This is a genomic window from Sulfitobacter sp. HI0027 (assembly GCF_001634775.1).
In the GTDB taxonomy this organism is placed as follows: domain Bacteria; phylum Pseudomonadota; class Alphaproteobacteria; order Rhodobacterales; family Rhodobacteraceae; genus Sulfitobacter.
The window spans coordinates 1-24,482 of the sequence record NZ_LWER01000191.1 but is presented as its reverse complement, the minus strand read 5'-3'; the positions used below and the strand labels follow the sequence as shown (position 1 = coordinate 24,482).

The following is a 24,482-nucleotide window of genomic DNA, read 5'->3' as shown; positions in this document are numbered from 1 at the left end:
CTCGAACACGGGATAGCCAAGCAGCGTTGCAGGCTGTCCGGCAGCCAAGCTATCAGACCAGATCAGCCGCCCATCAGCGTCCTTCATCTTCCGAACAATCGCCGCGGTTGTGCGGTTCATGATCCACGCGCAATTGCCGCGCATCCGGTACGGGCTGCGAAGGGACATCATCAGATTAACAAGGTCATCCTGCTCAATGACTGTTGCGCTTCCCGCCGGAACCGTTTGCAGAGTGCCGAACGCGCGGTCAGCATCATCTTCTTCCGTCTGCGGCACAGTGAGGAAACCTGTGGGTTTATCGACGCCATCGCCGTTGAAGAACGCGGCGTTCTCTTTCAAGGCAAACTCATCAACCACGTTTTCATTGAGCCACTTCTCCAGATTGAACTGGGAATCTTCTAGCACCCATGATGTTGCTTCAACGTATGCAAACAACTCGCCGAAGGTTGGCTTTACCTCGCCCATCTTCGGTGTGGTCGTGATGCTGCGCGGGTCAGTCTCACCAGCCCAGCCGGACGATGCGCCGCGAAGCCCGACGATCTTCACATAGTCGCTGGTGGTGGCGTTCTCGACAGATGCCAGCTTGCGAAGCGGCGAAGCATCAACCAACTGGTTCAAGATGCTGTTAGAGATTTGCTTGGGAACAGATGCGCCGCCATCTTCGGCTTGCCCGCTCTGCATTGCCGCCTTTACTTCCATCACGCCAGAAGACGCGCCGGTCGCCATGAATTTCTGAAAGTCCGCTGCCGCCTGAGGGGTCAGCTTCGCGCCGGACACCCCCGTATCAATGCCGTTGAGCGACATAGCCGCAATCTTGCTGGCTTGCATATCAACCACCTCTCGAAGCTCTGACACTTCGCTGAAATGGCGCTCTTTGAAAGCCTTGAAGTCATTGCCCTGTTCTTCGAGCAGAGCCTTGATGTCTGTTCCGCCTTGGGCGCGTACGGCCTGAATACCGCGAATTGCTGTTCGGTTCATTTGAACACCTCTTGTCGCCCCGAAGGGCTGATTGTATTTTGGGAATAGGTCGCAGCGCACGGCAATGCGGGTTCCGGGCGGTTCCGGGCAAATTGCTAAGCAGCGCACGGCATGCTTGGCATTTTGGGCAACCACCGCAGCGCACGGCAATGCGTTGGTTGCAATGTTATAATATCTCATTTAGCCGCACCGAGCAAGAGCGCCGTTCTCCAAACCATCGGATATCCCATCATTTTCGCCCCTCATGTTACAATGTAACACTTTGAATTTTGGACACACTCCCGCACCCGCTTCTGCCCCCGCTACACAAGGAATGGTTCCCTGCTCGGTTGACAGTCCTACCCGCCCGATCCGTATCCACGCGATGCCCGGTATCGGGGGCCAGCCGCTGCCCGCTGGGTTTTCTCCAGCCCCGCCCTTCGCAGCTTTGCTCCGGTGCGGTCCCCGCTCTAGGCGGTGGGTTTTAAGTCGCGCTTCTGTCTGGCCTAGTAGGCACCGGTTCCAGACGGAGTGGGTTAAAAGTTCCCGGATCGTATCCCCGCCGATATCGCTCGACGGTCAAAAGCTAAGAGCGTGACCCGCGTCCTGTGATTTGCCCCTTCTGGGTATGCTCACTATGAACTCAGGCCGGTGCTTCACCCGTTACGCCGCAGCCGCTCAACAGCAGCGCAACGGGCGGTTAGCTTTCGATCGGGTTAAACTCTCCTTCTTCATCGCTGGCACGGCTGAACAGGTCATTGACCAATTGGCGCATGACAGGCAGTTGCTTCGCGGAAGGGGTCCAGCCCCGGCGGCGTGACTGCTTCAAAACAGACAGCGCGAAGCCTTTGGCCCATGTTTCCTCAGACCATTGTGCAACGGTCGGCAGGTGATGCAGCAAGCGCTCGACCTCGGCACCTGATGCGGCCTTCTGGAACGGTTGGCGGGTGTAGTAGGTCATGCCTCGCCCCCCGCATTAGGGGCAGGCAACAGCAGCCGCGTAATGGCCTCTCGATCCGTCTCTTGCGCCTCTACATCCGCAAGGTATTGGGTCACATCGATATGGCTCAGAATGGCGTTGCTAACGATGTCCGCTATTGTGTTCGGAGGCAGCGATTCTAGCTGACAAGTGCCGCCGCCCGTCCACTTTCTTGAACGTGTATCGCTGGCCTTTGGTGGAGCCGTGGGCAGGTCGTATTGAACAACTTGCTCACTTGTAAGGGCGATGCGATGAAACTGGACGGTAACAAACCCATGTGGTCGGTCAGCTTCCACAAATGCAGTTACGTCCTCCGCCACTGCATTGAAAATATCCTCCCCACTTGGGTCAAAGTCTCCGAGGTGCAGAATGATCGCAGGCTTTTCTATGCGCACGATACGATCAGCAAGGTCTTTTTTCGCTGTCAGGCTGTCAAAGCCGCCGGACGAATACGCCTTCACCGAATATGGCGCGGCTACGTTGTCAATCTGAGGCAACATGCCCGCAGCTTCACACCACACCTCCATATGAATGTCTTGAGCCGAAAGTTTGTTGCGGGTGTAGCCTTCACCCATCCTGCGAACATAGCTCAGAAATTCGTCTTTATCGTCGAAGTGATCACGGCGGTAGGTCGTCACACCATCATCGCGGATAGCGTAAAACGGGATTACTCGCGCCCGCCTCGCATTGGCAAGGTGATGGCATAGTCTGTTGTAGGCGGCTTCACTCTTATCAAAGCCGTGCGCCCCTACCATGCGATAGAATATCTGACGGATGGTCAGCGGCCAATACTGGCGGTACTCATCCAGTACAAGTTGCGCTTGATCCAGCAGTTTTTGAGTTTTTGCCATTGGATTGTAGGACGAGATATAGCCGCGCTTGCCCGTTTTCAGGCTGGCCTGAATTTGCATATTCATTGCACGGCCTCCCCGTTGAGGGTGCCGAAGATCGCCGCCGATGCGGTGAGATACGCCTGATCCTCGTCCAGCGCCTTCAATGCAGCGTAGGCCAGCGCCACGCGCTCAGGGACGCTCAGACGCGCCGCCCATACCGCAGATGCGCTCAGCCATGCGTCAGACGTGCCGAGGGTTAGGGCGTGACCGGCCACCCGCATGGCCCGCATGTGATCTGGATCGCCCCAATTCAACATTGCGTCGAAGCGATGTTTCAGGCTATCTTGCGCGGGTAGAATGTCGCGTTTTACAAGATCATTTGCGCCGTTGCGGGGTCCAGCCGCAGCGGCGTTTTCTTTTGGGCGAACGGAACCGGAACCGCCTGTGTCGATTTTGTGCTGACTCTCGATGCATGTTCCTGCGCCGTTCTGCACCTCCATGCATGAACCTGCATGGCAAGTATCTTTAGAGATTGCTTTATTCTCAGGGTTTCTGTAGGTGCCGCAGTGGGACACCCTTCCCCAACGAAGGGCGATTATCTGAGAGGGTAGCATAAATGGCTATTACACAACCGGCATCGCGCCCGGACACGAAACCTGTTGCCGTACCGGCAAATCCGCGTTTCTCTTCCGGCCCCTGCGCCAAAATCCCCACATTCGATCTCACCAAGCTGGCGGACGCACCATTGGGCCGCAGCCACCGTGCCGCACCCGGCAAGGCCAAGCTGCTTGAGGCAATCGAGACCACCCGCGAGGTGCTCGGCGTGCCTGCGGATTACCGCATCGGCATCGTGCCCGCGTCTGACACCGGCGCATTCGAGATGGCCATGTGGTCGCTCTTGGGCGAACGCCCGGCTGAGATGGTGGCATGGGAATCCTTCGGCGCAGGCTGGGTTACCGATGTCGTCAAGCAGCTGAAAATCGAAGCGCAGGTCCACACCGCCGAATACGGCGAGATCGTCGACATGGCCGCGCTGAACTATGACAACGACGTCTGCTTCACATGGAACGGCACCACCTCCGGCGTGCGCATGGCGAACGGCGACGCGATCCCTGCGGACCGCGCGGGTCTGACGCTCTGCGATGCCACCTCGGCGGCCTTCGCGATGGACCTGCCCTGGGACAAACTGGATGTGACGACCTTCTCTTGGCAGAAGGTGCTGGGCGGCGAAGCGGCGCATGGCATGCTGATCCTGAGCCCCCGCGCAGTTGAGCGGTTGGAAAGCTACACCCCCGCATGGCCCCTGCCAAAAATCTTCCGCCTGACCAAAGGCGGCAAGCTGAACGAGGGCATCTTTAAGGGCGAGACGATCAACACGCCCTCCATGCTCTGCGTCGAAGATTACCTGCTGGCGCTTGATTGGGCGAAATCCGTGGGCGGCCTCAAGGGGCTGATCGCACGGGCCGATGCCAATACGGCGGCCATCGCCGAATTCGTGGAGGCGCATGACTGGATCGACTTCCTCGCCACCGATCCGGCGACACGGTCCAACACCTCGGTCTGCCTCAAGTTCACTGATGACCGCATTCAGGACGGTGCAGCCTTTGCCAAAGCCGTGGCGAAACGGCTTGCGGACGAGGGTGCGGCGCTTGACGTTGGCGCCTACCGCGATGCCCCTCCGGGCCTGCGCATCTGGTGCGGCGGCACGGTTGAAACGGCTGATATCGAAGCGATGCTGCCGTGGCTCGAATGGGCCTTTGAAGCCGAAATCAACGCCTAAAGCATTCCGGCGGGCGCGTGATCCCACGCGCCGCCCCTGCCCCCATATTTTTGAAAAGGACCACAAAAATGGCTCCCAAAGTACTCATCTCCGACAGCCTGTCGGAAGCCGCCGTTCAAATCTTTCGCGACCGTGGCATCGACGTTGATTTCCAGCCCGATCTGGGCAAGGACAAAGACAAACTGGCCGAAGTGATCGGCAACTATGACGGCCTCGCGATCCGCTCCGCCACCAAGGTGACGGAAAAGATCCTCGCCAATGCGCCGAACCTCAAAGTGGTCGGCCGCGCGGGCATCGGCACCGACAACATCGACAAGGAAGCCGCATCGAAACAGGGTGTGATCGTGATGAACACGCCCTTCGGCAACATGATCACCACTGCCGAACATGCCATCGCGATGATGTTCGCCGTGGCGCGTCAGATCCCCGAAGCGTCGGCCTCCACCCACGCCGGCAAATGGGAAAAATCGAAGTTTATGGGCGTTGAGCTCACCGGCAAGACGCTAGGCGTCATCGGCGCGGGCAACATCGGCGGCATCGTTTGCGACCGCGCGCGGGGCCTCAAGATGAAAGTCGTGGCCTATGACCCCTTCTTGGGCGAAGAAAAGGCCGAGAAGATGGGTGTCGAAAAGGTCGAGCTCGACGAACTGCTGACCCGCGCCGATTTCATTACCCTCCACGTTCCCTTTACCGAGCAGACGGCGAATATCCTCAGCCGCGAGAACCTCGAAAAGACCAAGCCCGGCGTGCGCATCATCAACTGCGCCCGCGGCGGTCTGGTTGACGAAGAGGCACTGGCCGACCTGTTGAAATCTGGCCATGTGGCGGGCGCGGGTTTCGATGTCTTCGCCGAGGAACCAGCCAAGGAGAACCCGTTGTTCAACCTGCCCAACGTGGTCTGCACGCCCCACCTTGGCGCCGCGACCACCGAAGCGCAGGAAAACGTGGCGCTGCAAGTGGCCGAGCAGATGTCGGACTACCTGCTGACCGGTGCCGTGACCAACGCGCTGAACATGCCATCGGTCACCGCCGAAGAAGCCAAGGTCATGGGCCCATGGGTCAAGCTGGCTGGTCACCTCGGTGCCTTCATCGGTCAGATGACCGACGAGCCGATCAAGGCGATCAACATCCTTTATGACGGCTCCGTCGCACAGATGAACCTCAAAGCGCTGAACTGTGGCGTCGTGGCGGGCATCATGAAACGCGCCAACCCGGACGTGAATATGGTTTCAGCCCCCGTGGTGGCCCGTGAAAAGGGAATCCAGATCAGCACCACCAACCAAGACAAATCCGGCGTCTTCGACGGCTATGTCAAAGTGACCGTGGTGACCGAAAAGCGCGAGCGCTCCATCGCGGGCACCGTGTTCTCGGACGGCAAGCCGCGCTTTATCCAGATCAAAGGCATCACCATCGACGCCGAGATCGGGGAGCACATGCTCTACACCACCAACGAAGACGTGCCGGGCATCATCGGCACCTTGGGCCAGACCATGGGCGAAAACGGCGTGAACATCGCCAACTTCACCTTGGGCCGCCACACCGCCAAGGGCGAGGCGATTGCCCTGCTCTATGTCGACGATCAGGTGCCAGAAACCGTGATCGGCAAGCTGCGCGACACCGGCATGTTCCGGCAGATCAAGCCGCTGCAATTCGACGTGGCCTGAGACCTCCCCCTGCACAAACTTAAAGCGCCCCCTCGCGGGGCGCTTTTGCTTTCGGGCGCATCCTTTGACTGAGCCTTTCCTTCGCGGTGGCTTTGCGGCATCACGAGGGGGTGCAGAAGGATAGGAACGAATATGCCCAACCCCATCTACGCCATCGGAGACATCCACGGTTACGCCGCCGAGCTTGAGCGCGTGTTAACCTTGATCGAAGAAGACGGCGGGCCAGACGCGCGCATCGTCTTCCTTGGCGATTACACCGACCGTGGCCCCGACAGCAAAGCGGTGATCGACCGGCTGGCGCAGGGCAAGGCCGAGGGGCGCAACTGGACCTTCCTCATGGGCAATCATGACCGCATGTTCAGCTGGTTCATGGAGGATTTCCCGCGCCACGATCCGCTCTTGCTTGTTGAACTTAACTGGCTGAACCCGCGTTTGGGCGGCGACACGACGCTTGGCTCTTACGGTGTACCCGTCAGCGGCCGCGACCGGATGTCAGAGGTGCACGAGAAAGCCCGCGAAGCGGTGCCGCAGGCGCATGTGGACTTCCTGAAAACCCTCGCGCTGTCGCATCAAACGCCCGACCACTTCTTTGCCCATGCGGGTATCCGCCCCGGGGTGCCGCTGGATGATCAGACCGAGAATGACCTGCTGTGGATCCGCAGGGAGTTTCACGAATACACCGCGCCCCATCCCAAGCTGGTCGTCCACGGCCACACGCCGGTGGACAGCGCCATGCATTACGGTAACCGCGTCAACCTCGACACCGGCGCGGGCTACGGAAAACCGCTCTGTGCAGCGGTGTTTGAGGGCGAAGACGTTTGGGTTCTGACGCAACAGGGGCGCAATCGCCTGCGCCCCTGATTGGTTCACGTCCAGTCGAGGACTACTTTGCCCGATTGGCCGGACTTCATCGCGGCGAAGCCCTTCTCGAAATCATCTACGCCGAAGCGATGGGTGATGATCTGCGAGACGTCGAGCCCGTTTTCCAGCATGGCGATCATCTTGTACCAGGTCTCGAAAATCTCGCGGCCATAGACGCCCTTGATGGTGATGGCTTTGAAAACGATCCGGCTCCAGTCCACCGGCGACTTGCCCGGTGGGATGCCCAGCATCGCGATGCGCCCGCCCATAGTCATGGCCTCAACCATCTGATCGAGCGCCTGTTGGTTGCCGGACATCTCTAAACCGACGTCAAAGCCCTGTTTCATCTTCAACCGTGGGATGACGTCCGCCAAATTCTCCTCGGCGACATTAACCGTCACCACATCGGCGACTTTTTCCGCAAGCGTCAGCCGCGCAGGGTTCACATCCGTAATCACCACATGCCGCGCGCCCACATGCCGCGCGACAGCGGCGGCCATGATGCCGATGGGGCCCGCGCCTGTGATCAATACATCCTCACCCACCAGATCGAAGCTGAGCGCTGTATGCACCGCGTTGCCCAAGGGATCGAGGATCGCGCCGATGTCGTCGGAAATCTCATCCGGCAGCGGGACAACGTTGAAGGCGGGCAGCTTGAGGTACTGCGCGAAAGCCCCCTGCTCGTTCACTCCAATACCCCGCGTCGCGGGATCGAGGTGGAATTTGCCCGCACGGCTTTGGCGTGACTGTTTGCCGATCAAATGCCCCTCGCCCGAGCAACGCTGCCCGATCTCAAGCCCTTCCACATTGCGGCCCAACTCGACGATCTCGCCCGCGAACTCATGGCCGGTGATCAGCCCCACCGGCACCGTCCCGGCGGCCCAATCGTCCCAGTTCCAGATGTGGATATCGGTGCCACAGATGCCGGTCTTGTTGATCTTGATCAGCACGTCATCCGGGCCGATTTCCGGCACCGGGGCGTGGGTCATCCACAGCCCCTCGCGAGCATGCAGCTTTGACAGCGCCTTCATTTCATTCGTGGTCATTCAATCACCCCACAGGCTTTGCCCGCCACTTCAAAGGCTTTCAGCGCCCGGTCCAATTGCTCGCGCGTTAAGGCTGCGTTCATCTGCGTGCGGATGCGCGCCTGACCGCGCGGCACCACCGGGAAGAAGAAGCCCGAGACATAGACACCCTCCTCGAAAAGCCGTGCGGCCATGTCCTGCGCCAGTTGCGCCTCGCCCAGCATGACGGGCACGATGGGATGCTCGCCCGGCAGCAGGTCAAAGCCCAACTTCTCCAGCCCCGCGCGCCAGTATTCCGTGTTCTCAAAAAGACGTGCGCGCAGATCATCGCCGTCTTCGACCAGTTCCAGCGCCCGGATGCCGGCACGCACGATCGAAGACGGCAAGGAGTTGGAAAACAGATAGGGCCGCGCGCGCTGGCGCAGCAGGTCGATCACCGCCTGCGGCCCGGCGATATAGCCGCCAATCGCCCCGCCAAGCGCCTTGCCCAACGTGCCGGTCACGATGTCGACCTTGACCCCGTGATGCGCGGGCGTGCCTGCACCCTTCGGCCCCATGAAGCCGGTGGAATGGCAGTCATCAACCATCACCAGCGCCTCATATTTCTCGGCCAGTGCGGTGATCTCGGGCAGCTTCGCCAGATAGCCGTCCATGGAGAAAACCCCGTCGGTGGCGATCATGATGAACCGCGCGCCATCCTCGCGGGCCTGTTTCAGCTTGGCCTCGAGATCTTCCATGTCGCTGTTGGCATAGCGGTAGCGTTTCGCCTTGCAGAGCCGGATGCCGTCGATGATCGACGCATGGTTCAGCGCGTCTGAAATCACCGCATCCTCCGGCCCCAAAAGCGGCTCGAACAGCCCGCCGTTGGCGTCGAAACAGGCGGCAAAGAGGATCGAATCGTCATGCCCGAGAAAGCCCGCCAGCTTCTGCTCCAGCTCGCGGTGGATGTCCTGCGTGCCGCAGATAAAGCGGACCGAGGCCATGCCGAATCCCTTCTCGTCCATCGCTTGTTTCGCGGTGGCGATTAGATCGGGATGGTCAGCCAGCCCAAGGTAGTTGTTGGCGCAAAGATTAATCACCTCGCGGGTGCCAACTTCAATCTCCCCGCCCTGGGGCGTGGTAATAAGACGCTCGCGTTTCATCATCCCCTCGGCGTCGATCTCGGCCAGAGTGTCGGTGATGTGGTCCAGAAATGCTTTGGTCATGAGACTCTCCTTTTGAGGCTCATCTACCATAGCGGAGGCTATTCCGGAATAGAGGATTTCTTGAATAGCGGATTTTTTCCGATATACCGGATATCAGGCGTCCTGCACGACCAAGAAGGCCCGTACCGGTCCCGCCGTGGCGCGGATGGCGTGGGGTACATCGGCAGCATAACGGGCGGTGTCTCCGGCCTGCAATTGCTCGGTCCCCGCGCCGCTTGTGACCTCGACAGCACCTTCAAAGACGCTCAGATGCTCACGGGCACCACGGGTATGCGGGGCGCTGTCCAACATGCCGCCCTCGGCGATGAGCAGCTCATACACCTCATGATGCCCGGCTTCTTCGGGCGGAGATAGGATGCGGATGCGACAGCCGGAGCCAAGGTTGTTGATCGTCGGCACCGCAGCACTGCGCAGCACTTCGATCTGCGCTTCGGTTGGCGCGCCATCTAAAAGCCCCGCGAAATCCACCTGCAAGGCCCGGGTCAGGTTCCACAGCGTGGCGATGGTCGGGCTCGATTCCCCGCGCTCAATCTGGCTCACCATAGAGCGTGACACGCCCGATAGCTTGGCCACCGCATCAAGCGACAACCCCTGCCCCTGCCGCGCTTCTTTCAGGCGGGCGGGCAGTTGCGTCAGGATCTTGTCTGTGTTGTCCGTCATGACGGATATGTCGCGCGGCGCACTGCCCCTGTCAAGCGGCGCTTTGACGGGACGTTTCCACTGACTTTGCCCCGCCCCCGGCCCATAGTGCGGACAACGACCAAAGGAGAGTTTCATGTCAGACGATATCGTCATCCTGAGCGGTGCGCGCAGCGCCATCGGCACTTTCGGCGGCAGCCTTGCCGGCACCCCACCCACCAAGCTTGGCAGCACCGTCGCGGCAGCGGCGATGGAGCGTGCGGGCGTCAGCCCTGACCAGATCGGCCATGTGGTGTTTGGCAATGTCATCAACACCGAGCCGCGCGACATGTACCTCAGCCGCGTCGCCGCGCGCGATGCGGGCGTGCCGGATGAAGTGCCCGCGATGAACGTGAACCGCCTGTGCGGTTCGGGCGTGCAGGCGCTGGTCTCGGCAACCCAAAGCCTGATGCTGGGCGATGCGGATTTCGCCCTTGCTGGCGGGGCCGAGAGCATGTCGCGCGCACCTTACATTCTGCCCGATGCCCGCTGGGGCCAGAAAATGGGCGATGTTCGCAGCCTCGACATGCTTTTGGGCACGCTGAACTGCCCCTTCGGCACCGGCCACATGGGGGTCACGGCCGAGAATGTCGCGGATGAACATACCATCTCCCGCGAGGAGATGGACGCCTTTGCCCTGCAAAGCCAAGAACGCGCAGCGGCGGCCATCGCGGCGGGGCATTTCAAGGATCAGATCGTGCCGGTCGACGTAAAGGTCAAGCGCGACATGGTGCCCTTTGACACCGATGAACACCCCAAGGCGACCACCGCCGAAGCGCTGGCCGGGCTGCGCCCCGTGTTCCAGAAGGACGGGCGCGTCACGGCGGGCAATGCCAGCGGTATCAACGACGGTGCCGCGGCGCTGGTGCTGGCCCGCGCCGGGGCAGCCGAGGCCGCCGGGCTGGCGCCCCGTGCGCGCATCCTTGGCTACGCCCATGCCGGTGTGCGGCCCGAAGTCATGGGCATCGGCCCGGTTCCCGCCGTCCGCCGCCTGCTGGAGCGCACCGGCCTGAAGGCCGATGATTTCGATGTGATCGAAAGCAACGAGGCATTCGCCAGCCAAGCGCTGGCGGTGAGCAAGGAGTTGGGATTCGACCCGGCGAAAGTGAACCCCAACGGCGGGGCCATCGCCCTTGGCCATCCGGTCGGCGCGACGGGGGCGATCATCACCGTGAAGGCGCTTTATGAGCTGGAGCGGATCGGCGGCAAGCGCGCGTTGATCACCATGTGCATCGGCGGGGGGCAAGGCATCGCCATGGCCATCGAACGTATCGCCTGAATGCGGGGGGCCTCCGCGGCCCCCTGCCCTAAAGCAGCGCGCCGATCAGGGCGATTGTGGTGGCCCCGGCAATGCCGGACATCACCGCAGTCGCCGCGATGTAGCGCCAGAACCGCGGGCGGCGCTCGGGCTGCTCCTCGGCCTGACGGTTCAGCGCCTGTTCGACCAACCCCGGCAAACGCGGACCAAAGCGGGCCATGACCATCGCCGTGTCGCGCAGATCAGAAACGATCGCGCGCGGCCCTAGCGACTTGGTGATGTAATCGGTCACAATCGGGCTCGCGACTTCCCAGATGTTGATATGCGGGTTGAGCGAGCGAGCCACGCCCTCAACCACGACCATCGTGCGTTGCAGCAAGATCAGCTCGGTCCGGGTTTCCATGCCGAAACGCTCAGTCACTTCAAAGAGGTAGGTCAGCAGCCGCGCCATGGAAATGCGGGTGGCATCCATGCCGAAAATCGGCTCGCCCACCGCGCGCAGGGCGCGGGCGAATTCATCGACATCCTTGTCGGCAGGCACGTAACCCGCCTCAAAATGCACCTTGGCCACGCGCTCGTAATCGCGGCGGATGAAGCCATAGAGGATCTCGGCATAGACGCGGCGGGTATAGCTGTCGATATGGCCCATGATGCCGAAGTCATAAGCGATGATATCGCCATTGGCCGCGACCTTGAGGTTGCCTTGGTGCATGTCGGCGTGGAAATAGCCGTCGCGCAGGGCGTGTTGCAAAAAGAGTTGCAGCACCCGTTCCGACAGCGCCACACGGTCGTGCCCCGCCGCATCCAGCGCAGCGTTGTCGCCCAGCGGCAGACCATCGGCCCAGCCCAGCGTCATCACGCGGCGGCCCGAATAATTCCACTTGATTTCGGGCAGTTGAAAGCCGGGATCATCTTTGGTGTTGGCCGCGAACTCAGACGCGGCGGAGCTTTCCAGCCGCAGGTCCAACTCGCCACGCACCACGCCGTCGAAATGCTCGATCACCTCCATCGGGCGCAGGCGGCGCGACCCGGGCGAGAATATCTCGGCCATGCGCGCGGCGAGGTAAAAGGCGTCGATGTCCTTGCGGAAGGCTTTTTCGATGCCGGGGCGCAGGACTTTGACGGCGACCTCTTCGCCGGTCTCGGCCAGTCGTGCATGGTGGACCTGCGCGATTGAGGCCGCAGCGACGGGTTCGCTGAACTCAGAGAAAATCGCGCTGACCGGCTCACCCAACTCCTGCTCGACCGCCCTGCGGGCCAGCGCCGTGTCAAAAGGCGGCAGCTTGTCTTGCAAGACACGCAGTTGCACAGCCAGATCATCCCCAACCACGTCGGGCCGGGTCGAAAGCACCTGACCGAATTTGATGTAGGCCGGGCCAAGCGCGGTCAGCGCGCGGGTGGCGGGCGGCATGGTCGGGTCGCCCTTGTAGCCCAGCCATTTGAACGGCAGGCCAAGCGCGCGGGCCACGAAACGCAGCGCCGGGGAAGCATCGAAAGCATCCAGCACCACATTCATCGCGCCCGCGCGTTCCAGCGTCGCGCCGGTGCGGATCAACCGCCAGATGTTGTGCGGACCGCGCATCAGAGTTTCCAGCCCGAATGCAGCGCCGCGATGCCCATGCTCAGGTTGCGGTATTTGGCCTGCCCGAAACCGGCTGTGCGTACCATCGACAGAAACGTTTCCTGATCGGGGAAATTGCGGATCGATTCGACCAGATACTGATAGCTGTCGCGGTCACCCGCGATGGCCTGTCCCATGCGCGGGATCACGTTGAAACTGTAGAGGTCATAGGCTTTTTGCATTGCTGGGTTGGGCAGCTGACTGAACTCCAACACCATCAGACGGCCACCGGGGCGCAGCACACGGTAGGCCTCGTTCAGCGCCTCTTGGGGGCGGGTCACGTTTCGGATGCCGAAGCTGATCGTGTAGACGTCGAAGGTGTTGTCGGGGAACGGCAGCGCCATGGCGTCGCCCACCACCCAATCAAGGCTGCCGGTCAGGCTGTCGGCCTCGGCCCGTTTGCGGCCTTCGACCAACATCGGCTCGGTGAGGTCGAGCACCGTGGCATGACCGTGGCCCGCGCGGCCTAGAAATTTGAAAGACACATCGCCCGTGCCACCCGCCACATCGAGCAACTTCTGACCGGGACGCGGGGCGAGCCAATCCATCATCGCTTCTTTCCAGACGCGGTGGATGCCCATGCTCATCACATCGTTCATGATGTCGTATTTGCTGGCGACAGAGTTGAACACACCCTGCACGCGACCTGCTTTTTCATGTTCGGGCACGGTCTCGAAACCGAAATGGGTGGTTTTGTCGGCGTCCTGGGTCATCTGCTCTTGCGATCCTCTGGTTCAGTCCCTTGTTATAGGGTGCCGTAGGCTGGGGACAATGCGTGCCTTTTGTCACAGGCAAGCCAGAGGGGAAACCGAGATGCCGGAACTGCCAGAGGTCGAAACCGTCCGCCGAGGGCTGGCCCCCGCGATGGAGGGCCAAGTGATCGCCCGGGCCGAGGTCAACCGCCCCGACCTGCGCTGGCCCTTCCCCGAGCGCATGGCTGAGCGGTTGACCGGGCAGCGCGTCGGCCTGCTGCGGCGGCGGTCGAAATACATCCTCGCCGATCTGGCGAGTGGGGAATCGCTGCTGGTGCATCTGGGCATGTCTGGCCGGATGCTGGTCTCGGGCGACCCACTGGGACAGTTTCAGCACAACCACCCCGCGCCCGAGAAACATGACCATGTCGTGTTGCATATGGGTAACGGTGCGCGGATCACCTTTAACGACCCCCGCCGTTTCGGCGCGATGGATCTGATGCCCACCGCCGGGGCCGAGGCGCATAAACTGCTGGCTTCGCTCGGGCCGGAACCCTTGGGCAATGACTTTCACGAAGCGCATCTGGTGGCGAAGCTTAAGGGGCGCAATACACCGATCAAGTCCGCCTTGCTCGACCAGCGGCTCGTGGCGGGTTTGGGAAATATCTACGTCTGCGAAGCACTTTACCGCGCAGGGATTCACCCCGCCCGCAAGGCCGGGCGCATCTCGGCCACGCGGATCGCCGGGCTGGTGCCGATCATCCGCGAGGTGCTGGCCGATGCCATCACGGCGGGAGGTTCCTCGCTCAAGGACTTCCGGCAGGCGGACGGCGAATTGGGCTATTTCCAGCACAGCTTCGATGTCTACGGACGAGAGGGCCAACCCTGCCGCCGACCGGGCTGCGACGGCACCATCGGGCGCATCGTACAAAGCGGGCGGTCTTCCTTCTATTGCCCCCGTTGCCAAAGATAACTTGAAACATGGTTGCCGCGTGGTATGCACATTCCCCTGAGCGCAACAACAAAGAGCATTCTTGATGGCTTACGAAACGATCACCGTGGACGTGGACAACCATGTGGCCCTGATCACCCTCAACCGCCCGGATGCGCTGAACGCGCTCAACGACGCGTTGCTGGGTGAATTGGCCAAAGCGCTGAAAGGCGCACAGGAAAACGACAAGGTGCGTTGCATCGTCATCACCGGGTCGGAAAAGGCATTCGCGGCCGGGGCCGATATCGCAATGATGCGCGATCAAAGCTTTGTCGACGTCTTCATGGGCGATCTCTTCACCCCCGAAACAGATCAGATTCTGCGCGTGCGTAAGCCGATCATCGCAGCCGTGTCGGGCTATGCCTTGGGCGGTGGCTGCGAATTGGCGATGATGTGCGATTTCATCATCTGTTCGGAAAGCGCCAAGTTCGGCCAGCCTGAGATCAACCTTGGTGTCGTAGCAGGCATCGGCGGCACCCAGCGTCTGACGCGCCTTGTGGGCAAGTCCAAAGCGATGGACATGAACCTAACGGGCCGCTTCATGGATGCCGAAGAAGCCGAACGCTCGGGCCTTGTGTCGCGCGTTGTGCCGGTCAAAAAGCTGATGGAAGAAGCCATGGCCGCCGCTGGCAAGATCGCCGAGAAATCGATGATCTCGGCCACCGTGGTCAAGGAATGCGTGAACCGCGCCTATGAGGTGCCGCTGAGCGAAGGCCTGTTGTTCGAGCGCCGCATGTTCCATTCGCTGTTCAACACCGAAGACCAGAAAGAAGGCATGTCGGCCTTTCTTGAAAAGCGCGAAGCGCAGTTCCGCGACAAATAAGCGATTCCAGTGGCGCGGCTTGCATTGCCGCGCCTGCTGTCTTATAGGCAGCCCCAATACATGCGCGTGCAGCCCGCTCTGGCTAGAATCACCTGCCCTTTTGGGGCCCGGATTTCCGGTAGGGTTGGCGTCACGCATTGCTACGCAACAAAATGAACCCGAAGGCTGATACTCATGGCAAACACAACACAATCCGCAAAGCGCGCACGTCAAAACGAGAAACGTTTTGCGATCAACAAAGCCCGCCGTTCGCGCATCCGCACCTACCTGCGCAAAGTCGAAGAGGCGATCACCTCCGGTGATAAAGAAGCCGCAACCGCCGCTTTGAAAGCCGCCCAGCCCGAGCTGATGCGCGGCGTCACCAAAGGCGTTTTCCACAAAAACACCGCTTCGCGCAAAATGTCGCGTCTGGCCGCACGGGTCAAAGCACTGGGTTAATCTGGCCCCACAGCCAACCCTTTGAAAGACAAGAGGCGCCGCATTGCGGCGCCTTTTTTCGTGCGGGTGCAGCGAAAAAAACACGCCAGAGATTCTTTTCAGGCAATCTCTGAGTCAAGATGGAAGATATGTTGAAGCGGACCGGAAACACTTGCTACCAAAGGTCCAGCGATTCATTTCGCTTGGGGGGACAGGCCCTGAACAAGGTGTCAGCCGACTGGCAGAATGCCAAGTTTAGGGGGGTGCAAGTGACCGTGTAAAAACGGCCCCGCGCACTGTCGTGAATGCTGCTGCCAGCACGTTTACCCTGTCGATGAGAACACGAACGGTTCGTTCAGCGCCTCTTGCGCCGTTTTGCGGCGCATCAGGCTTATGGGCTTGCCATTCTTTTAAAGTCCGAAGGACACAGGTCGGTCATCCGCGTGGGACCGGGTGGATGACCTGTTGCCGGGTGAAACAATATTGAGGGCCGGGATCCACTCGGCCTCTGTGCGAAAAGCAAAGCGGGACGTAAGGCACGATGACATTAGATCACTGGGGCGAGATCAAAGAGCGGCTTCTAAAGACGGTGGGGCAGAACAACTACACCACTTGGATTGAACCGCTTGTGCCCGGCGCTGTTGAAGACGGAATCGTGACACTCAAAGTGCCGACAAATTTCTTCGGGAACTACGTCAGCCAGAACTTCTCGGATCTGATCCTGCATGAGATCAACACGGCGGGCACCGATGCCACCCGTTTGAACTTTGCCTTGAATCAGCAACCCAGCCCTGCCGCCGAAAAGCCTGCCCCGGCTGCGCGTCAGACCACGGCTGCCGTGAAACCCGCCGCCAACACCCAGCTGAGCACCGCCCCGCTTGACCCGCGCTTCAGCTTTGACAATTTCGTCGTCGGCAAGCCCAACGAACTGGCCCACGCTGCCGCCCGCCGCGTCGCCGAAGGTGGGCCGGTCACCTTCAACCCGCTGTTCCTTTATGGCGGTGTCGGTTTGGGTAAAACGCACCTCATGCACGCCATCGCGCGCGAATTGCACGCGCGTAAGCCGGAGATGAATGTGCTCTACCTCTCGGCTGAGCAGTTCATGTACCGTTTCGTTCAGGCGCTACGCGACCGCAAGATGATGGACTTCAAAGAGATCTTCCGTTCGGTCGACGTACTGATGGTCGATGACGTGCAGTTCATCGCGGGCAAAGATTCCACACAAGAAGAGTTCTTTCACACGTTCAACGCGCTTGTGGACCAGCACAAACAGATCATCATCTCTGCCGACCGCGCACCGGGGGAGATCAAAGACCTCGAAGACCGCGTCAAATCGCGTCTGCAATGCGGCCTGATCGTTGACCTACACCCGACGGACTATGAACTCCGCCTCGGCATTCTGCAAAGCAAGGTCGAAGTGCAGCGCAAGACCTATCCGGACCTCGAAGTGGCCGATGGCGTGCTGGAATTTCTGGCGCATCGCATCACCTCGAACGTCCGCGTGCTCGAAGGCGCGCTGACCCGTCTGTTCGCTTTCGCCTCGCTCGTGGGCCGTGAGATCGACATGGGGCTGACGCAGGACTGTCTGGCCGACGTGCTGCGCGCCTCAGAGCGCAAAATTTCAGTCGAGGAAATCCAGCGGAAAGTGTCGGATCACTACAACATTCGTCTGAGCGATATGATCGGCCCCAAGCGTCTGCGCAGCTATGCCCGCCCGCGTCAGGTGGCGATGTATCTGTGCAAGCAGATGACCAGCCGCTCCCTGCCCGAAATCGGCCGCCGCTTTGGCGGGCGCGACCACACCACCGTCATGCACGGGGTGCGCCGCATCGAAGAACTCAAGGTCTCGGACGGGCAGATCGCCGAGGATCTGGAACTGCTGCGCCGGGCGCTCGAATCCTAAGCTGAGCGGCCTGAGGGGTTGTCCTCAGGACACGGTTAAACAGCGATCGGGGGCGCAGCTTGCGCCCCTCTTGCATTCACTTAAACAAAGCCACAAAAGTTCTTGTGTAAGCGTGGGAACCGGGTAGTTTGCCTCTCCCGGCAATCGGTATGGGAGAAGGCATATGAAATTCAGCATCGAACGCGCGGCACTGCTCAAGGCCGTTTCGCAAGCCCAATCCGTGGTCGAGCGCCGCAACACCATTCCGATCCTCGCCAACGTGCTGATCGAGGCCGAGGGCAGCGATGTTTCCTTCCGCGCCACCGATCTGGATATCGAAGTGGTCGACAAGGTCGCCGCGCAGGTTGAGCGCGCTGGCGCCACCACCGTTTCGGCCACGCTGCTGCATGAAATCGTGCGCAAACTGCCCGATGGCGCGTTGATCAGCCTGACCGCCGATACCGCCGCTGGCCGCCTGACTGTCGAAGCGGGCCGCTCGAACTTCTCGCTGGCAACCCTGCCGCGTGAGGACTTCCCCGTGATGGCGTCCTCGGAATATGCCTCGAACTTCGCGGCCCCTGCCCCGGTGCTGCGCCGCCTGTTCGACAAGTCGAAATTTGCCATCTCCACCGAAGAGACGCGCTATTACCTGAACGGTGTTTACCTGCATATCGCGGATGCCGAAGGCGGCAAGGCCCTGCGCTGCGTGGCGACCGATGGTCACCGCCTCGCCCGGATCGACGCCGAGATGCCCGAGGGTGCGGCCGAGATGCCCGGCGTCATCGTGCCGCGCAAGACCGTGGGCGAGTTGCGCAAGCTGCTGGATGATGACGAGATGGAAATCGCGGTGTCCGTGTCAGAGACCAAGATCCGTTTCGCCACCCCCGCCATCACCCTGACATCCAAGGTCATCGACGGCACCTTCCCCGATTACACCCGCGTGATCCCACAGGGAAACACCCGCAAGATGGAAGTCGACGCCGCCGATTTCGCCCGTGCGGTGGACCGTGTGGCAACCGTGAGCTCCGAGCGTTCGCGCGCCGTAAAACTGCAACTGGACGAAGACCGTCTGGTGCTGTCCGTCAACGCGCCTGACAGCGGTGCGGCGGAAGAAGAGCTTGCCGTGGCCTATGCCGACGAGCGGCTGGAGATTGGTTTCAACGCCAAATACCTGCTTGAGATCGCAAGCCAAGTGGACCGCGAGAACGCCGTCTTCCTGTTCAACTCCTCTGGCGACCCGACCCTGATGCGCGAAGGCAATGATACGTCGGCGGTTTACGTCGTCATGCCGATGCGCGTGTGAGTTGGGCGGAAATTTTTGAAATTCCCGCGCCGTTTTCTTTCAGAGAAAACGGGGTCTGAATGGCGCAACTGTATCTTTCCAACCTCGGCCTCTCGCATTTCCGCTCGCACCGCCGGGCGATGATCGACGTGGATGCGCGCCCCGTCGCGCTCTATGGCCCCAATGGCGCGGGCAAGACCAATGTCATCGAAGCGATCTCGCTGCTGTCGCCGGGTCGCGGGCTGCGCCGCACCAGCGCGCAAGATATGGCACGGCGGCCCGAGGCTTTGGGCTGGAAGGTGACCGGGCTGCTGCACGGCCCCACGGTGCTGCATGAGGTCGACATCTGGTCCGAAGCGGGCGCGGCACGGCAGACCAAGATCGACGGCAAGGCAGCCGCACAAACGGCGCTTGGTCGCATTGCTCGCGTGCTCTGGCTGATCCCCGCCATGGACCGGCTTTGGATCGAAGGCGCCGAGGGGCGGCGGCGCTTTCTTGACCGGGTGACGCTTTCGATGCTGCCCGATCATGCGGACCTGTCACTGAGCTACGAGAAAGCCATGCGCGAGCGTAACCGGCTGCTCAAGGACATGGTGCGCGAGCCTGCGTGGTACACCGCGCTTGAGACCCGCATGGCTGAAACCGGCGCGCAGATTCACGCCAACCGCCTGCAGGCGCTGGCAGCACTTGAGGCGGCGCAGGCAGAGGCCCAGACCGCCTTCCCCATCGCGACGCTGTCGCTGCTGAACGACATGCCCGAGAGCGCCGATGCCCTGCGCGCTGCGCTCTCGGACAACCGCATGCGCGACCTTGCCGCCGGGCGCACGCTCATCGGCCCCCACCGCGCCGATCTGGAGGGTACCTATGCCGCCAAGGGCATCGCCGCGCGGGACTGCTCCACCGGAGAGCAGAAGGCGCTGCTGGTCTCGCTCATCCTTGCCAATGCCCGCGCCATCGCCGCCGACTTCGGCGCGCCGCCGCTGCTGCTGCTGGACGAGGTCGCCGCCCATCTCGACGCGAGCCGCCGCGCGGCGCTTTACGACGAGATCACCGCGCTTGGCGCGCAGGCTTGGATGACCGGCACCGGGCCTGAACTGTTCGAAAGCCTTGGCGCGCGGGCGCAATATGTTGAGGTCACCGAAGAGGACGGCCTTTCGCAGGTGGAGCGGCGACCGTGACCCTTACCCCCGCCGATCTGCTGCTTTACTGCGGCGCGCTCTTGATCCTGTTCCTCACCCCCGGCCCGGTTTGGCTGGCAATGATGGCCCGTGCCCTTTCGGGCGGGTTTCAGGCGGCATGGCCGCTGGCGCTTGGTGTGGCGATTGGTGACATGCTTTGGCCATTGGTGGCGGTGCTGGGGATCACATGGATCGTCTCGGCATTTGACACGGTGATGGAGGTGCTGCGCTGGACCGCGGCGCTGGTGTTCATCGCCATGGGGATCGGCCTGATCCGTCAGGCAGGTGCGCAGATCAGCACCGACAGCCGCCTCACCCGGCCCGGGATGTGGTCCGGTTTCGTCGCGGGGCTGGTGGCGATCCTTGGCAACCCCAAGGCGGTCCTGTTCTACATGGGCGTGCTGCCCGGCTTCTTTGATCTGCGCCAAGTCACCGGCCCCGACATCGGGCTGATCCTCGCCGCCTCGGTCATCGTGCCGCTTATCGGCAACCTTGTGATCGCGCTGCTGGTGGGCCGCCTGCGCGGCTTTCTGACCGCCCCGCGCACGCTGCGGCGGATCAATCTGATCTCGGGCGGGATGCTCATTTTCGTGGGGCTGATCATCCCCTTCACCTGACACAAAATCTTGTGTCATTCGCGTGACAATGCCGGGCGAAAACACTATAAATCGGGCAAACGAGAAGGGTTATTTCCGCATGTCCGATACCGCGCAGACACCACAGGAATACGGCGCCGATTCCATTAAGGTTCTCAAAGGGTTGGAGGCTGTTCGCAAACGCCCCGGCATGTATATCGGGGACACCGATGACGGCTCGGGCCTGCATCACATGGTCTATGAGGTCGTGGACAACGGCATCGATGAAGCGCTGGCCGGTCATGCCGACGCGGTAACGGTCACAATTCACGAGGATTCCAGCGTCTCGGTCAGCGACAACGGGCGCGGGATTCCGGTGGGCATCCACGAGGAAGAAGGCGTTTCCGCCGCCGAGGTCATCATGACCCAGCTGCACGCGGGCGGCAAATTCGATAGCAACTCCTACAAGGTCTCAGGCGGTCTGCACGGGGTTGGCGTTTCGGTTGTGAACGCCCTGTCGGACTGGCTGGAACTGCGCATTTGGCGCGAGGGCAAGGAGCATATCGCCCGCTTTGAAGGCGGCTTCACCACCAAGCACCTCGAAGTTGTGGGCGAGACGGACCGCACCGGCACCGAGGTCCGCTTCATGGCCTCGACCGAGACTTTCTCGAACCTCGAATACAGTTTCGAAACGCTGGAAAAACGCCTGCGCGAACTGGCCTTTCTGAACTCCGGCGTGCGGATCATCCTCAATGATGAACGCCCTGTCGAGCCGCTGCGGACGGAGCTGTTCTACGAAGGCGGGGTGAAAGAATTTGTTAAATACCTCGACCGTCACAAGTCTTCGGTCATGCCCGAGCCAATCTTTATCACCGGTGAGCGTGACGACATCGGCATCGAAGTGGCGATGTGGTGGAACGACAGCTACCATGAGAACGTACTGCCCTTCACCAACAACATTCCACAGCGCGATGGCGGCACCCATATGGCGGGCTTTCGCGGCGCGCTGACGCGGACGATCAATAGCTACGCCCAGACCAGCGGCATCGCCAAGCGGGAGAAGATTAACTTCACCGGTGACGACGCCCGCGAGGGCCTGACCTGCGTGCTGTCCGTCAAAGTGCCGGACCCAAAGTTCTCTTCGCAAACCAAGGACAAGCTGGTGTCTTCCGAAGTGCGCCCGGCTGTCGAAGGTCTGGTGAACGAAAAGCTCGCCGAGTGGTTCGAAGAGAACCCCAACGAGGCCAAGCAGATCGTCGGCAAGATCGTCGAGGCCGCGCAGGCCCGCGAAGCCGCTCGCAAGGCGCGCGAGCTGACACGGCGCAAGACGGCGATGGATGTGAACTTCCTCGCGGGCAAGCTCAAGGACTGCTCGGAGAAAGACCCCTCCAAGACCGAAGTCTTCCTCGTCGAGGGGGACAGCGCCGGCGGCTCTGCCCAGACCGGACGCGACCGTCAGACTCAAGCGATCCTGCCGCTCAAAGGTAAAATCCTCAACGTTGAACGCGCCCGGTTTGACCGGATGCTGGGCAGCCAAGAGATCGGCAACCTTGTCATGGCGCTCGGCACTGGCATCGGGCGGGATGAGTTCAACCTCTCCAAACTGCGCTACCACAAGATTGTCATCATGACCGACGCCGACGTCGACGGGGCGCATATCCGCACGCTCCTGCTGACCTTCTTCTACCGCCAGATGCCCGAACTCATCGAGAACGGACACCTCTACATCGCGCAGCCGCCGCTCTACAAAGTGTCGCGTGGCAAGTCCGAGGTCTATCTCAAGGATGAGGCCGCGATGGAGGAATATCTGATTCAGCAGGGCGTCGACGGTGCCATGCTGCGCCAAGGCAACGGCGAAGAGATCACCGGCCAAGACCTCACCCGCGTGGTCGACATGGCGCGCCAACTCAAGCGCGTGCTGGAAGCCTTCCCAACCCATTACCCGCGCCATATCCTTGAACAGGCCGCCATCGCCGGGGCCTTTGTCGATGGCGCGGTGGACAGCGACCTGCAAGGCGTGGCCGACAAGGTCGCCGACCGTCTGAACCTGATCGCGCTGGAATACGAGCGTGGCTGGCAGGGCCGCATCACCCAAGATCACGGCATCCGCCTCGCCCGCATCCTGCGCGGCGTCGAAGAGGTGCGCACGCTTGATGGCCGCATGATGCGGTCGGGCGAGGCGAAGAAATCCGGCAGCTTCACCCAGCACCTACAAGATGTCTATGACCAGCCCGCCAAGCTGATCCGCAAAGACCGCAGCCAGATGATCTATGGCCCCATGGACCTGCTCGGCGCGATCCTCGCCGAAGGCGAAAAGGGCCTGTCGTTGCAGCGCTACAAAGGTCTGGGCGAGATGAACCCGGATCAGCTGTGGGAAACCACCCTCGACCCCGATGCACGCACGCTGCTGCAGGTCCGCGTAGAGGACATGGCCGAAGCGGATGATCTCTTTACCAAGCTGATGGGGGATGTGGTCGAGCCACGGCGCGAGTTCATTCAGCAAAACGCGCTGAGCGTCGAGAACCTGGATTTTTAAAGGGGTTGTAGGATCGCGCATATTCGTGCGCGGTCCCCATAAGTTTGCGCAATTTTCCCATAGGCTTGCGCGGGCTGGGCCGAAATGCATACCGTCTGGCTCCTCAATGGTGACTCTTCGTGAATTCGCCGTAGACGACAAGAAAGACGGGAAATGAGGAAGGGTGAATTGGCAGCTGCCGAGCAGCTACTTACTAACGCTTTGAGCCGTAACGCGTGCCGGCGGCCTCGCACTATACGCGCATTGTCGAACGACGATTATTTCAGATTTTCTGCATCATTTTCCGAATGAACCCCAATACGAAGGCAACCGCGCTATTCAATCCGATGCTGGGTCTGACCTTCGGCTGGGTCGGTGACGCGGCGCCGAAGGCGGCATCATCGAGCGTTTCCAGATATTCCCGCGCTGCCCGGTTCCGAGCCTCGCGCGCGACCTCAGGGCTCCAGTCTTCGGCTGAGATTGACCGAGCCTTGTTGGCGTCAGCGGAGATCAGGCTGGCATCCACGGCAAAGCCCTCGCCGGACACCAGATCCTCCCTCAGGCACCGCTCGACCGTGGCCTCGAAGATCTGTCGCAGCAGATTGCTGTCGCGAAACTTGCCATGGCGATACCGCGAGAACGTCGAGTGATCCGGGACCTTCCCCTCCAAGCCCAGCCGACAGAACCACCGATAGGCGAGGTTCAGATGGACCTCGTCGCAGAGGCGACGTTCCGATCGGATGCCCATGACGTAACCAATGACCAGCATCCGGATGATCAGCTCTGGATCGATCGAAGGACGCCCGAGGTGGATAGTGTCCCAAGGAATGGTGTAACTTTGTTCTTCGGCCATGGCTTGGCCGCAGTTACAGGACGGCGATTGTCGCCGGGTCCATGGGGGTAGTGTCGCAAATGGCGGCGACGGTTTCCAGTGTCATGTAGCGCCGCGTGATCGCCCACTCATCATTTTGCTCCAGCATCAGGGCTCCGACCAGTCGTGTGACTGCGGCCTCGTTTGGAAAGATGCCGACAACGTTGGTCCGGCGCTTAATCTCCTTGTTGAGGCGTTCAAGTGGGTTTGTGCTGTGGATCTTGACCCAATGCTCGCGGGGAAAGCTCTTGTAGGCCAACACGTCATCCTCAGCCCGGCGCATCAACTCCGCGAGCTTTGGATGGCGCGTCTCAAACGCGTCGATCAGCTTGGCCCAGTGCTCTTTTGACGCGGCCAGCGTGTCCTGGTCGAAGGCGGTTCTGAGCGCCGCGGTG

Annotated in this window: 22 protein-coding genes and 1 pseudogene; 12 read left to right on the top strand and 11 right to left on the bottom strand. The window is 61.1% G+C overall.

Going from position 1 to position 24,482, the window contains the following annotated elements; all coding sequences use genetic code 11:
* The 4 genes from A3722_RS12525 to A3722_RS12510 all read right to left on the bottom strand — a co-directional run.
* Nucleotides 1–978: phage major capsid protein (locus A3722_RS12525; RefSeq protein ID WP_067916159.1), on the bottom strand; the 978-nt coding region annotated here is incomplete at its 3' end.
* 679 nt (nt 979–1,657) lie between these two features.
* Nucleotides 1,658–1,918, bottom strand: coding sequence for a hypothetical protein (locus tag A3722_RS12520; protein ID WP_067622998.1), 261 nt, complete (start codon nt 1,916–1,918; stop codon nt 1,658–1,660).
* Nucleotides 1,915–2,853, bottom strand: a complete 939-nt coding sequence (locus A3722_RS12515; RefSeq protein WP_236627405.1) for a hypothetical protein — start codon at nt 2,851–2,853, stop codon at nt 1,915–1,917. The genes A3722_RS12520 and A3722_RS12515 overlap by 4 nt, the downstream gene beginning before the upstream one ends.
* The gene (locus tag A3722_RS12510; RefSeq protein WP_067622995.1) at nt 2,850–3,269 is read right to left on the bottom strand and encodes a hypothetical protein; all 420 of its coding nucleotides are present in this window, start codon (nt 3,267–3,269) and stop codon (nt 2,850–2,852) included. Before A3722_RS12510 ends, A3722_RS12515 begins: the two co-directional genes overlap by 4 nt.
* A gap of 116 nt (nt 3,270–3,385) precedes the next feature.
* Here A3722_RS12510 and A3722_RS12505 point away from each other — a divergent pair, with 116 nt between their 5' ends.
* The 3 genes from A3722_RS12505 to A3722_RS12495 all read left to right on the top strand — a co-directional run bounded on the left by A3722_RS12505 (nt 3,386) and on the right by A3722_RS12495 (nt 7,074).
* Nucleotides 3,386–4,549 (top strand): phosphoserine transaminase, encoded by a 1,164-nt coding sequence (locus A3722_RS12505; RefSeq protein WP_067622993.1) that lies wholly within the window; start codon nt 3,386–3,388, stop codon nt 4,547–4,549.
* A gap of 68 nt (nt 4,550–4,617) precedes the next feature.
* Entirely contained in the window at nt 4,618–6,213 is a 1,596-nt protein-coding gene (gene serA, locus A3722_RS12500; RefSeq protein ID WP_067622990.1) for a phosphoglycerate dehydrogenase, read from the top strand.
* A 132-nt stretch (nt 6,214–6,345) separates the two neighbouring features.
* Nucleotides 6,346–7,074: a metallophosphoesterase family protein gene (locus tag A3722_RS12495; protein WP_067622987.1), complete on the top strand. Its 729-nt coding sequence runs from the start codon at nt 6,346–6,348 to the stop codon at nt 7,072–7,074.
* Nucleotides 7,075–7,079: 5 nt separating this feature from the next.
* On the opposite strand, the gene tdh is transcribed toward A3722_RS12495, so the two are convergent.
* From tdh to A3722_RS12480, 3 genes are all read right to left on the bottom strand, one after another.
* Nucleotides 7,080–8,120, bottom strand: a complete 1,041-nt coding sequence (gene tdh, locus A3722_RS12490) for an L-threonine 3-dehydrogenase (protein ID WP_067622984.1) — start codon at nt 8,118–8,120, stop codon at nt 7,080–7,082.
* Nucleotides 8,117–9,304: a glycine C-acetyltransferase gene (locus A3722_RS12485; protein ID WP_067622982.1), complete on the bottom strand. Its 1,188-nt coding sequence runs from the start codon at nt 9,302–9,304 to the stop codon at nt 8,117–8,119. The genes tdh and A3722_RS12485 overlap by 4 nt, the downstream gene beginning before the upstream one ends.
* Before the next feature lie 93 nt (nt 9,305–9,397).
* Entirely contained in the window at nt 9,398–9,964 is a 567-nt protein-coding gene (locus A3722_RS12480; protein ID WP_067622979.1) for a helix-turn-helix domain-containing protein, read from the bottom strand.
* A gap of 115 nt (nt 9,965–10,079) precedes the next feature.
* On the opposite strand from A3722_RS12480, the gene A3722_RS12475 reads away from it, so the two are divergent.
* Complete coding sequence (locus tag A3722_RS12475; protein ID WP_067622976.1) at nt 10,080–11,261, top strand: acetyl-CoA C-acyltransferase family protein; 1,182 nt, start codon at nt 10,080–10,082, stop codon at nt 11,259–11,261.
* A gap of 28 nt (nt 11,262–11,289) precedes the next feature.
* On the opposite strand, the gene ubiB is transcribed toward A3722_RS12475, so the two are convergent.
* Nucleotides 11,290–12,822 carry a 2-polyprenylphenol 6-hydroxylase gene (gene ubiB, locus A3722_RS12470; protein ID WP_067622973.1) on the bottom strand — a complete coding sequence of 511 codons (1,533 nt, stop codon included), beginning with the start codon at nt 12,820–12,822 and terminating at the stop codon, nt 11,290–11,292.
* The gene (gene ubiE, locus A3722_RS12465) at nt 12,822–13,574 is read right to left on the bottom strand and encodes a bifunctional demethylmenaquinone methyltransferase/2-methoxy-6-polyprenyl-1,4-benzoquinol methylase UbiE (protein WP_067622970.1); all 753 of its coding nucleotides are present in this window, start codon (nt 13,572–13,574) and stop codon (nt 12,822–12,824) included. The genes ubiB and ubiE overlap by 1 nt, the downstream gene beginning before the upstream one ends.
* A 100-nt stretch (nt 13,575–13,674) precedes the next feature.
* Here ubiE and mutM point away from each other — a divergent pair, with 100 nt between their 5' ends.
* From mutM to gyrB, 8 genes are all read left to right on the top strand, one after another.
* Nucleotides 13,675–14,526 (top strand): bifunctional DNA-formamidopyrimidine glycosylase/DNA-(apurinic or apyrimidinic site) lyase, encoded by an 852-nt coding sequence (mutM, locus tag A3722_RS12460; protein WP_067622968.1) that lies wholly within the window; start codon nt 13,675–13,677, stop codon nt 14,524–14,526.
* Nucleotides 14,527–14,590: 64 nt separating this feature from the next.
* Entirely contained in the window at nt 14,591–15,367 is a 777-nt protein-coding gene (locus A3722_RS12455) for an enoyl-CoA hydratase (protein WP_067622966.1), read from the top strand.
* Nucleotides 15,368–15,541: 174 nt separating this feature from the next.
* Entirely contained in the window at nt 15,542–15,805 is a 264-nt protein-coding gene (rpsT, locus tag A3722_RS12450) for a 30S ribosomal protein S20 (RefSeq protein ID WP_067622964.1), read from the top strand.
* Nucleotides 15,806–16,325: 520 nt separating this feature from the next.
* A complete protein-coding gene (dnaA, locus tag A3722_RS12445; RefSeq protein WP_067622961.1) occupies nt 16,326–17,687 on the top strand; it encodes a chromosomal replication initiator protein DnaA in 1,362 nt (453 codons plus the stop codon).
* Between the two features lie 163 nt (nt 17,688–17,850).
* Nucleotides 17,851–18,969, top strand: a complete 1,119-nt coding sequence (gene dnaN / locus A3722_RS12440) for a DNA polymerase III subunit beta (protein WP_067622958.1) — start codon at nt 17,851–17,853, stop codon at nt 18,967–18,969.
* Nucleotides 18,970–19,028: 59 nt separating this feature from the next.
* A complete protein-coding gene (gene recF, locus A3722_RS12435) occupies nt 19,029–20,126 on the top strand; it encodes a DNA replication/repair protein RecF (protein ID WP_067627031.1) in 1,098 nt (365 codons plus the stop codon).
* Nucleotides 20,123–20,743 (top strand): LysE family translocator, encoded by a 621-nt coding sequence (locus A3722_RS12430; RefSeq protein WP_067627029.1) that lies wholly within the window; start codon nt 20,123–20,125, stop codon nt 20,741–20,743. Before recF ends, A3722_RS12430 begins: the two co-directional genes overlap by 4 nt.
* A 79-nt stretch (nt 20,744–20,822) precedes the next feature.
* Nucleotides 20,823–23,237: a DNA topoisomerase (ATP-hydrolyzing) subunit B gene (gene gyrB, locus A3722_RS12425; RefSeq protein WP_067627027.1), complete on the top strand. Its 2,415-nt coding sequence runs from the start codon at nt 20,823–20,825 to the stop codon at nt 23,235–23,237.
* Nucleotides 23,238–23,577: 340 nt separating this feature from the next.
* Here the strand turns inward: gyrB and A3722_RS12420 are convergent.
* Together A3722_RS12420 and A3722_RS12415 are read right to left on the bottom strand one after the other, a co-directional pair.
* A pseudogene (locus tag A3722_RS12420) lies at nt 23,578–24,024 on the bottom strand (transposase); the annotation flags it as partial.
* Between the two features lie 58 nt (nt 24,025–24,082).
* On the bottom strand, nt 24,083–24,482 hold a 400-nt coding region (locus A3722_RS12415), incomplete at its 5' end, for a transposase (RefSeq protein ID WP_236627404.1).

Coding starts and splice junctions, on each gene's coding strand:
- serA (WP_067622990.1), top strand. CDS start 4,618: ATGGCTCCCAAAGTACTCATCTCCGACAGCCTGTCGGAAGCCGCCGTT.
- dnaA (WP_067622961.1), top strand. CDS start 16,326: ATGACATTAGATCACTGGGGCGAGATCAAAGAGCGGCTTCTAAAGACG.
- A3722_RS12455 (WP_067622966.1), top strand. CDS start 14,591: ATGGCTTACGAAACGATCACCGTGGACGTGGACAACCATGTGGCCCTG.
- A3722_RS12520 (WP_067622998.1), bottom strand. CDS start 1,918: ATGACCTACTACACCCGCCAACCGTTCCAGAAGGCCGCATCAGGTGCC.
- A3722_RS12510 (WP_067622995.1), bottom strand. CDS start 3,269: ATGGAGGTGCAGAACGGCGCAGGAACATGCATCGAGAGTCAGCACAAA.
- tdh (WP_067622984.1), bottom strand. CDS start 8,120: ATGACCACGAATGAAATGAAGGCGCTGTCAAAGCTGCATGCTCGCGAG.
- recF (WP_067627031.1), top strand. CDS start 19,029: ATGGCGCAACTGTATCTTTCCAACCTCGGCCTCTCGCATTTCCGCTCG.
- A3722_RS12480 (WP_067622979.1), bottom strand. CDS start 9,964: ATGACGGACAACACAGACAAGATCCTGACGCAACTGCCCGCCCGCCTG.
- ubiE (WP_067622970.1), bottom strand. CDS start 13,574: ATGACCCAGGACGCCGACAAAACCACCCATTTCGGTTTCGAGACCGTG.
- A3722_RS12505 (WP_067622993.1), top strand. CDS start 3,386: ATGGCTATTACACAACCGGCATCGCGCCCGGACACGAAACCTGTTGCC.
- A3722_RS12495 (WP_067622987.1), top strand. CDS start 6,346: ATGCCCAACCCCATCTACGCCATCGGAGACATCCACGGTTACGCCGCC.
- dnaN (WP_067622958.1), top strand. CDS start 17,851: ATGAAATTCAGCATCGAACGCGCGGCACTGCTCAAGGCCGTTTCGCAA.
- A3722_RS12475 (WP_067622976.1), top strand. CDS start 10,080: ATGTCAGACGATATCGTCATCCTGAGCGGTGCGCGCAGCGCCATCGGC.
- A3722_RS12515 (WP_236627405.1), bottom strand. CDS start 2,853: ATGAATATGCAAATTCAGGCCAGCCTGAAAACGGGCAAGCGCGGCTAT.
- gyrB (WP_067627027.1), top strand. CDS start 20,823: ATGTCCGATACCGCGCAGACACCACAGGAATACGGCGCCGATTCCATT.
- A3722_RS12485 (WP_067622982.1), bottom strand. CDS start 9,304: ATGACCAAAGCATTTCTGGACCACATCACCGACACTCTGGCCGAGATC.
- mutM (WP_067622968.1), top strand. CDS start 13,675: ATGCCGGAACTGCCAGAGGTCGAAACCGTCCGCCGAGGGCTGGCCCCC.
- rpsT (WP_067622964.1), top strand. CDS start 15,542: ATGGCAAACACAACACAATCCGCAAAGCGCGCACGTCAAAACGAGAAA.
- ubiB (WP_067622973.1), bottom strand. CDS start 12,822: ATGCGCGGTCCGCACAACATCTGGCGGTTGATCCGCACCGGCGCGACG.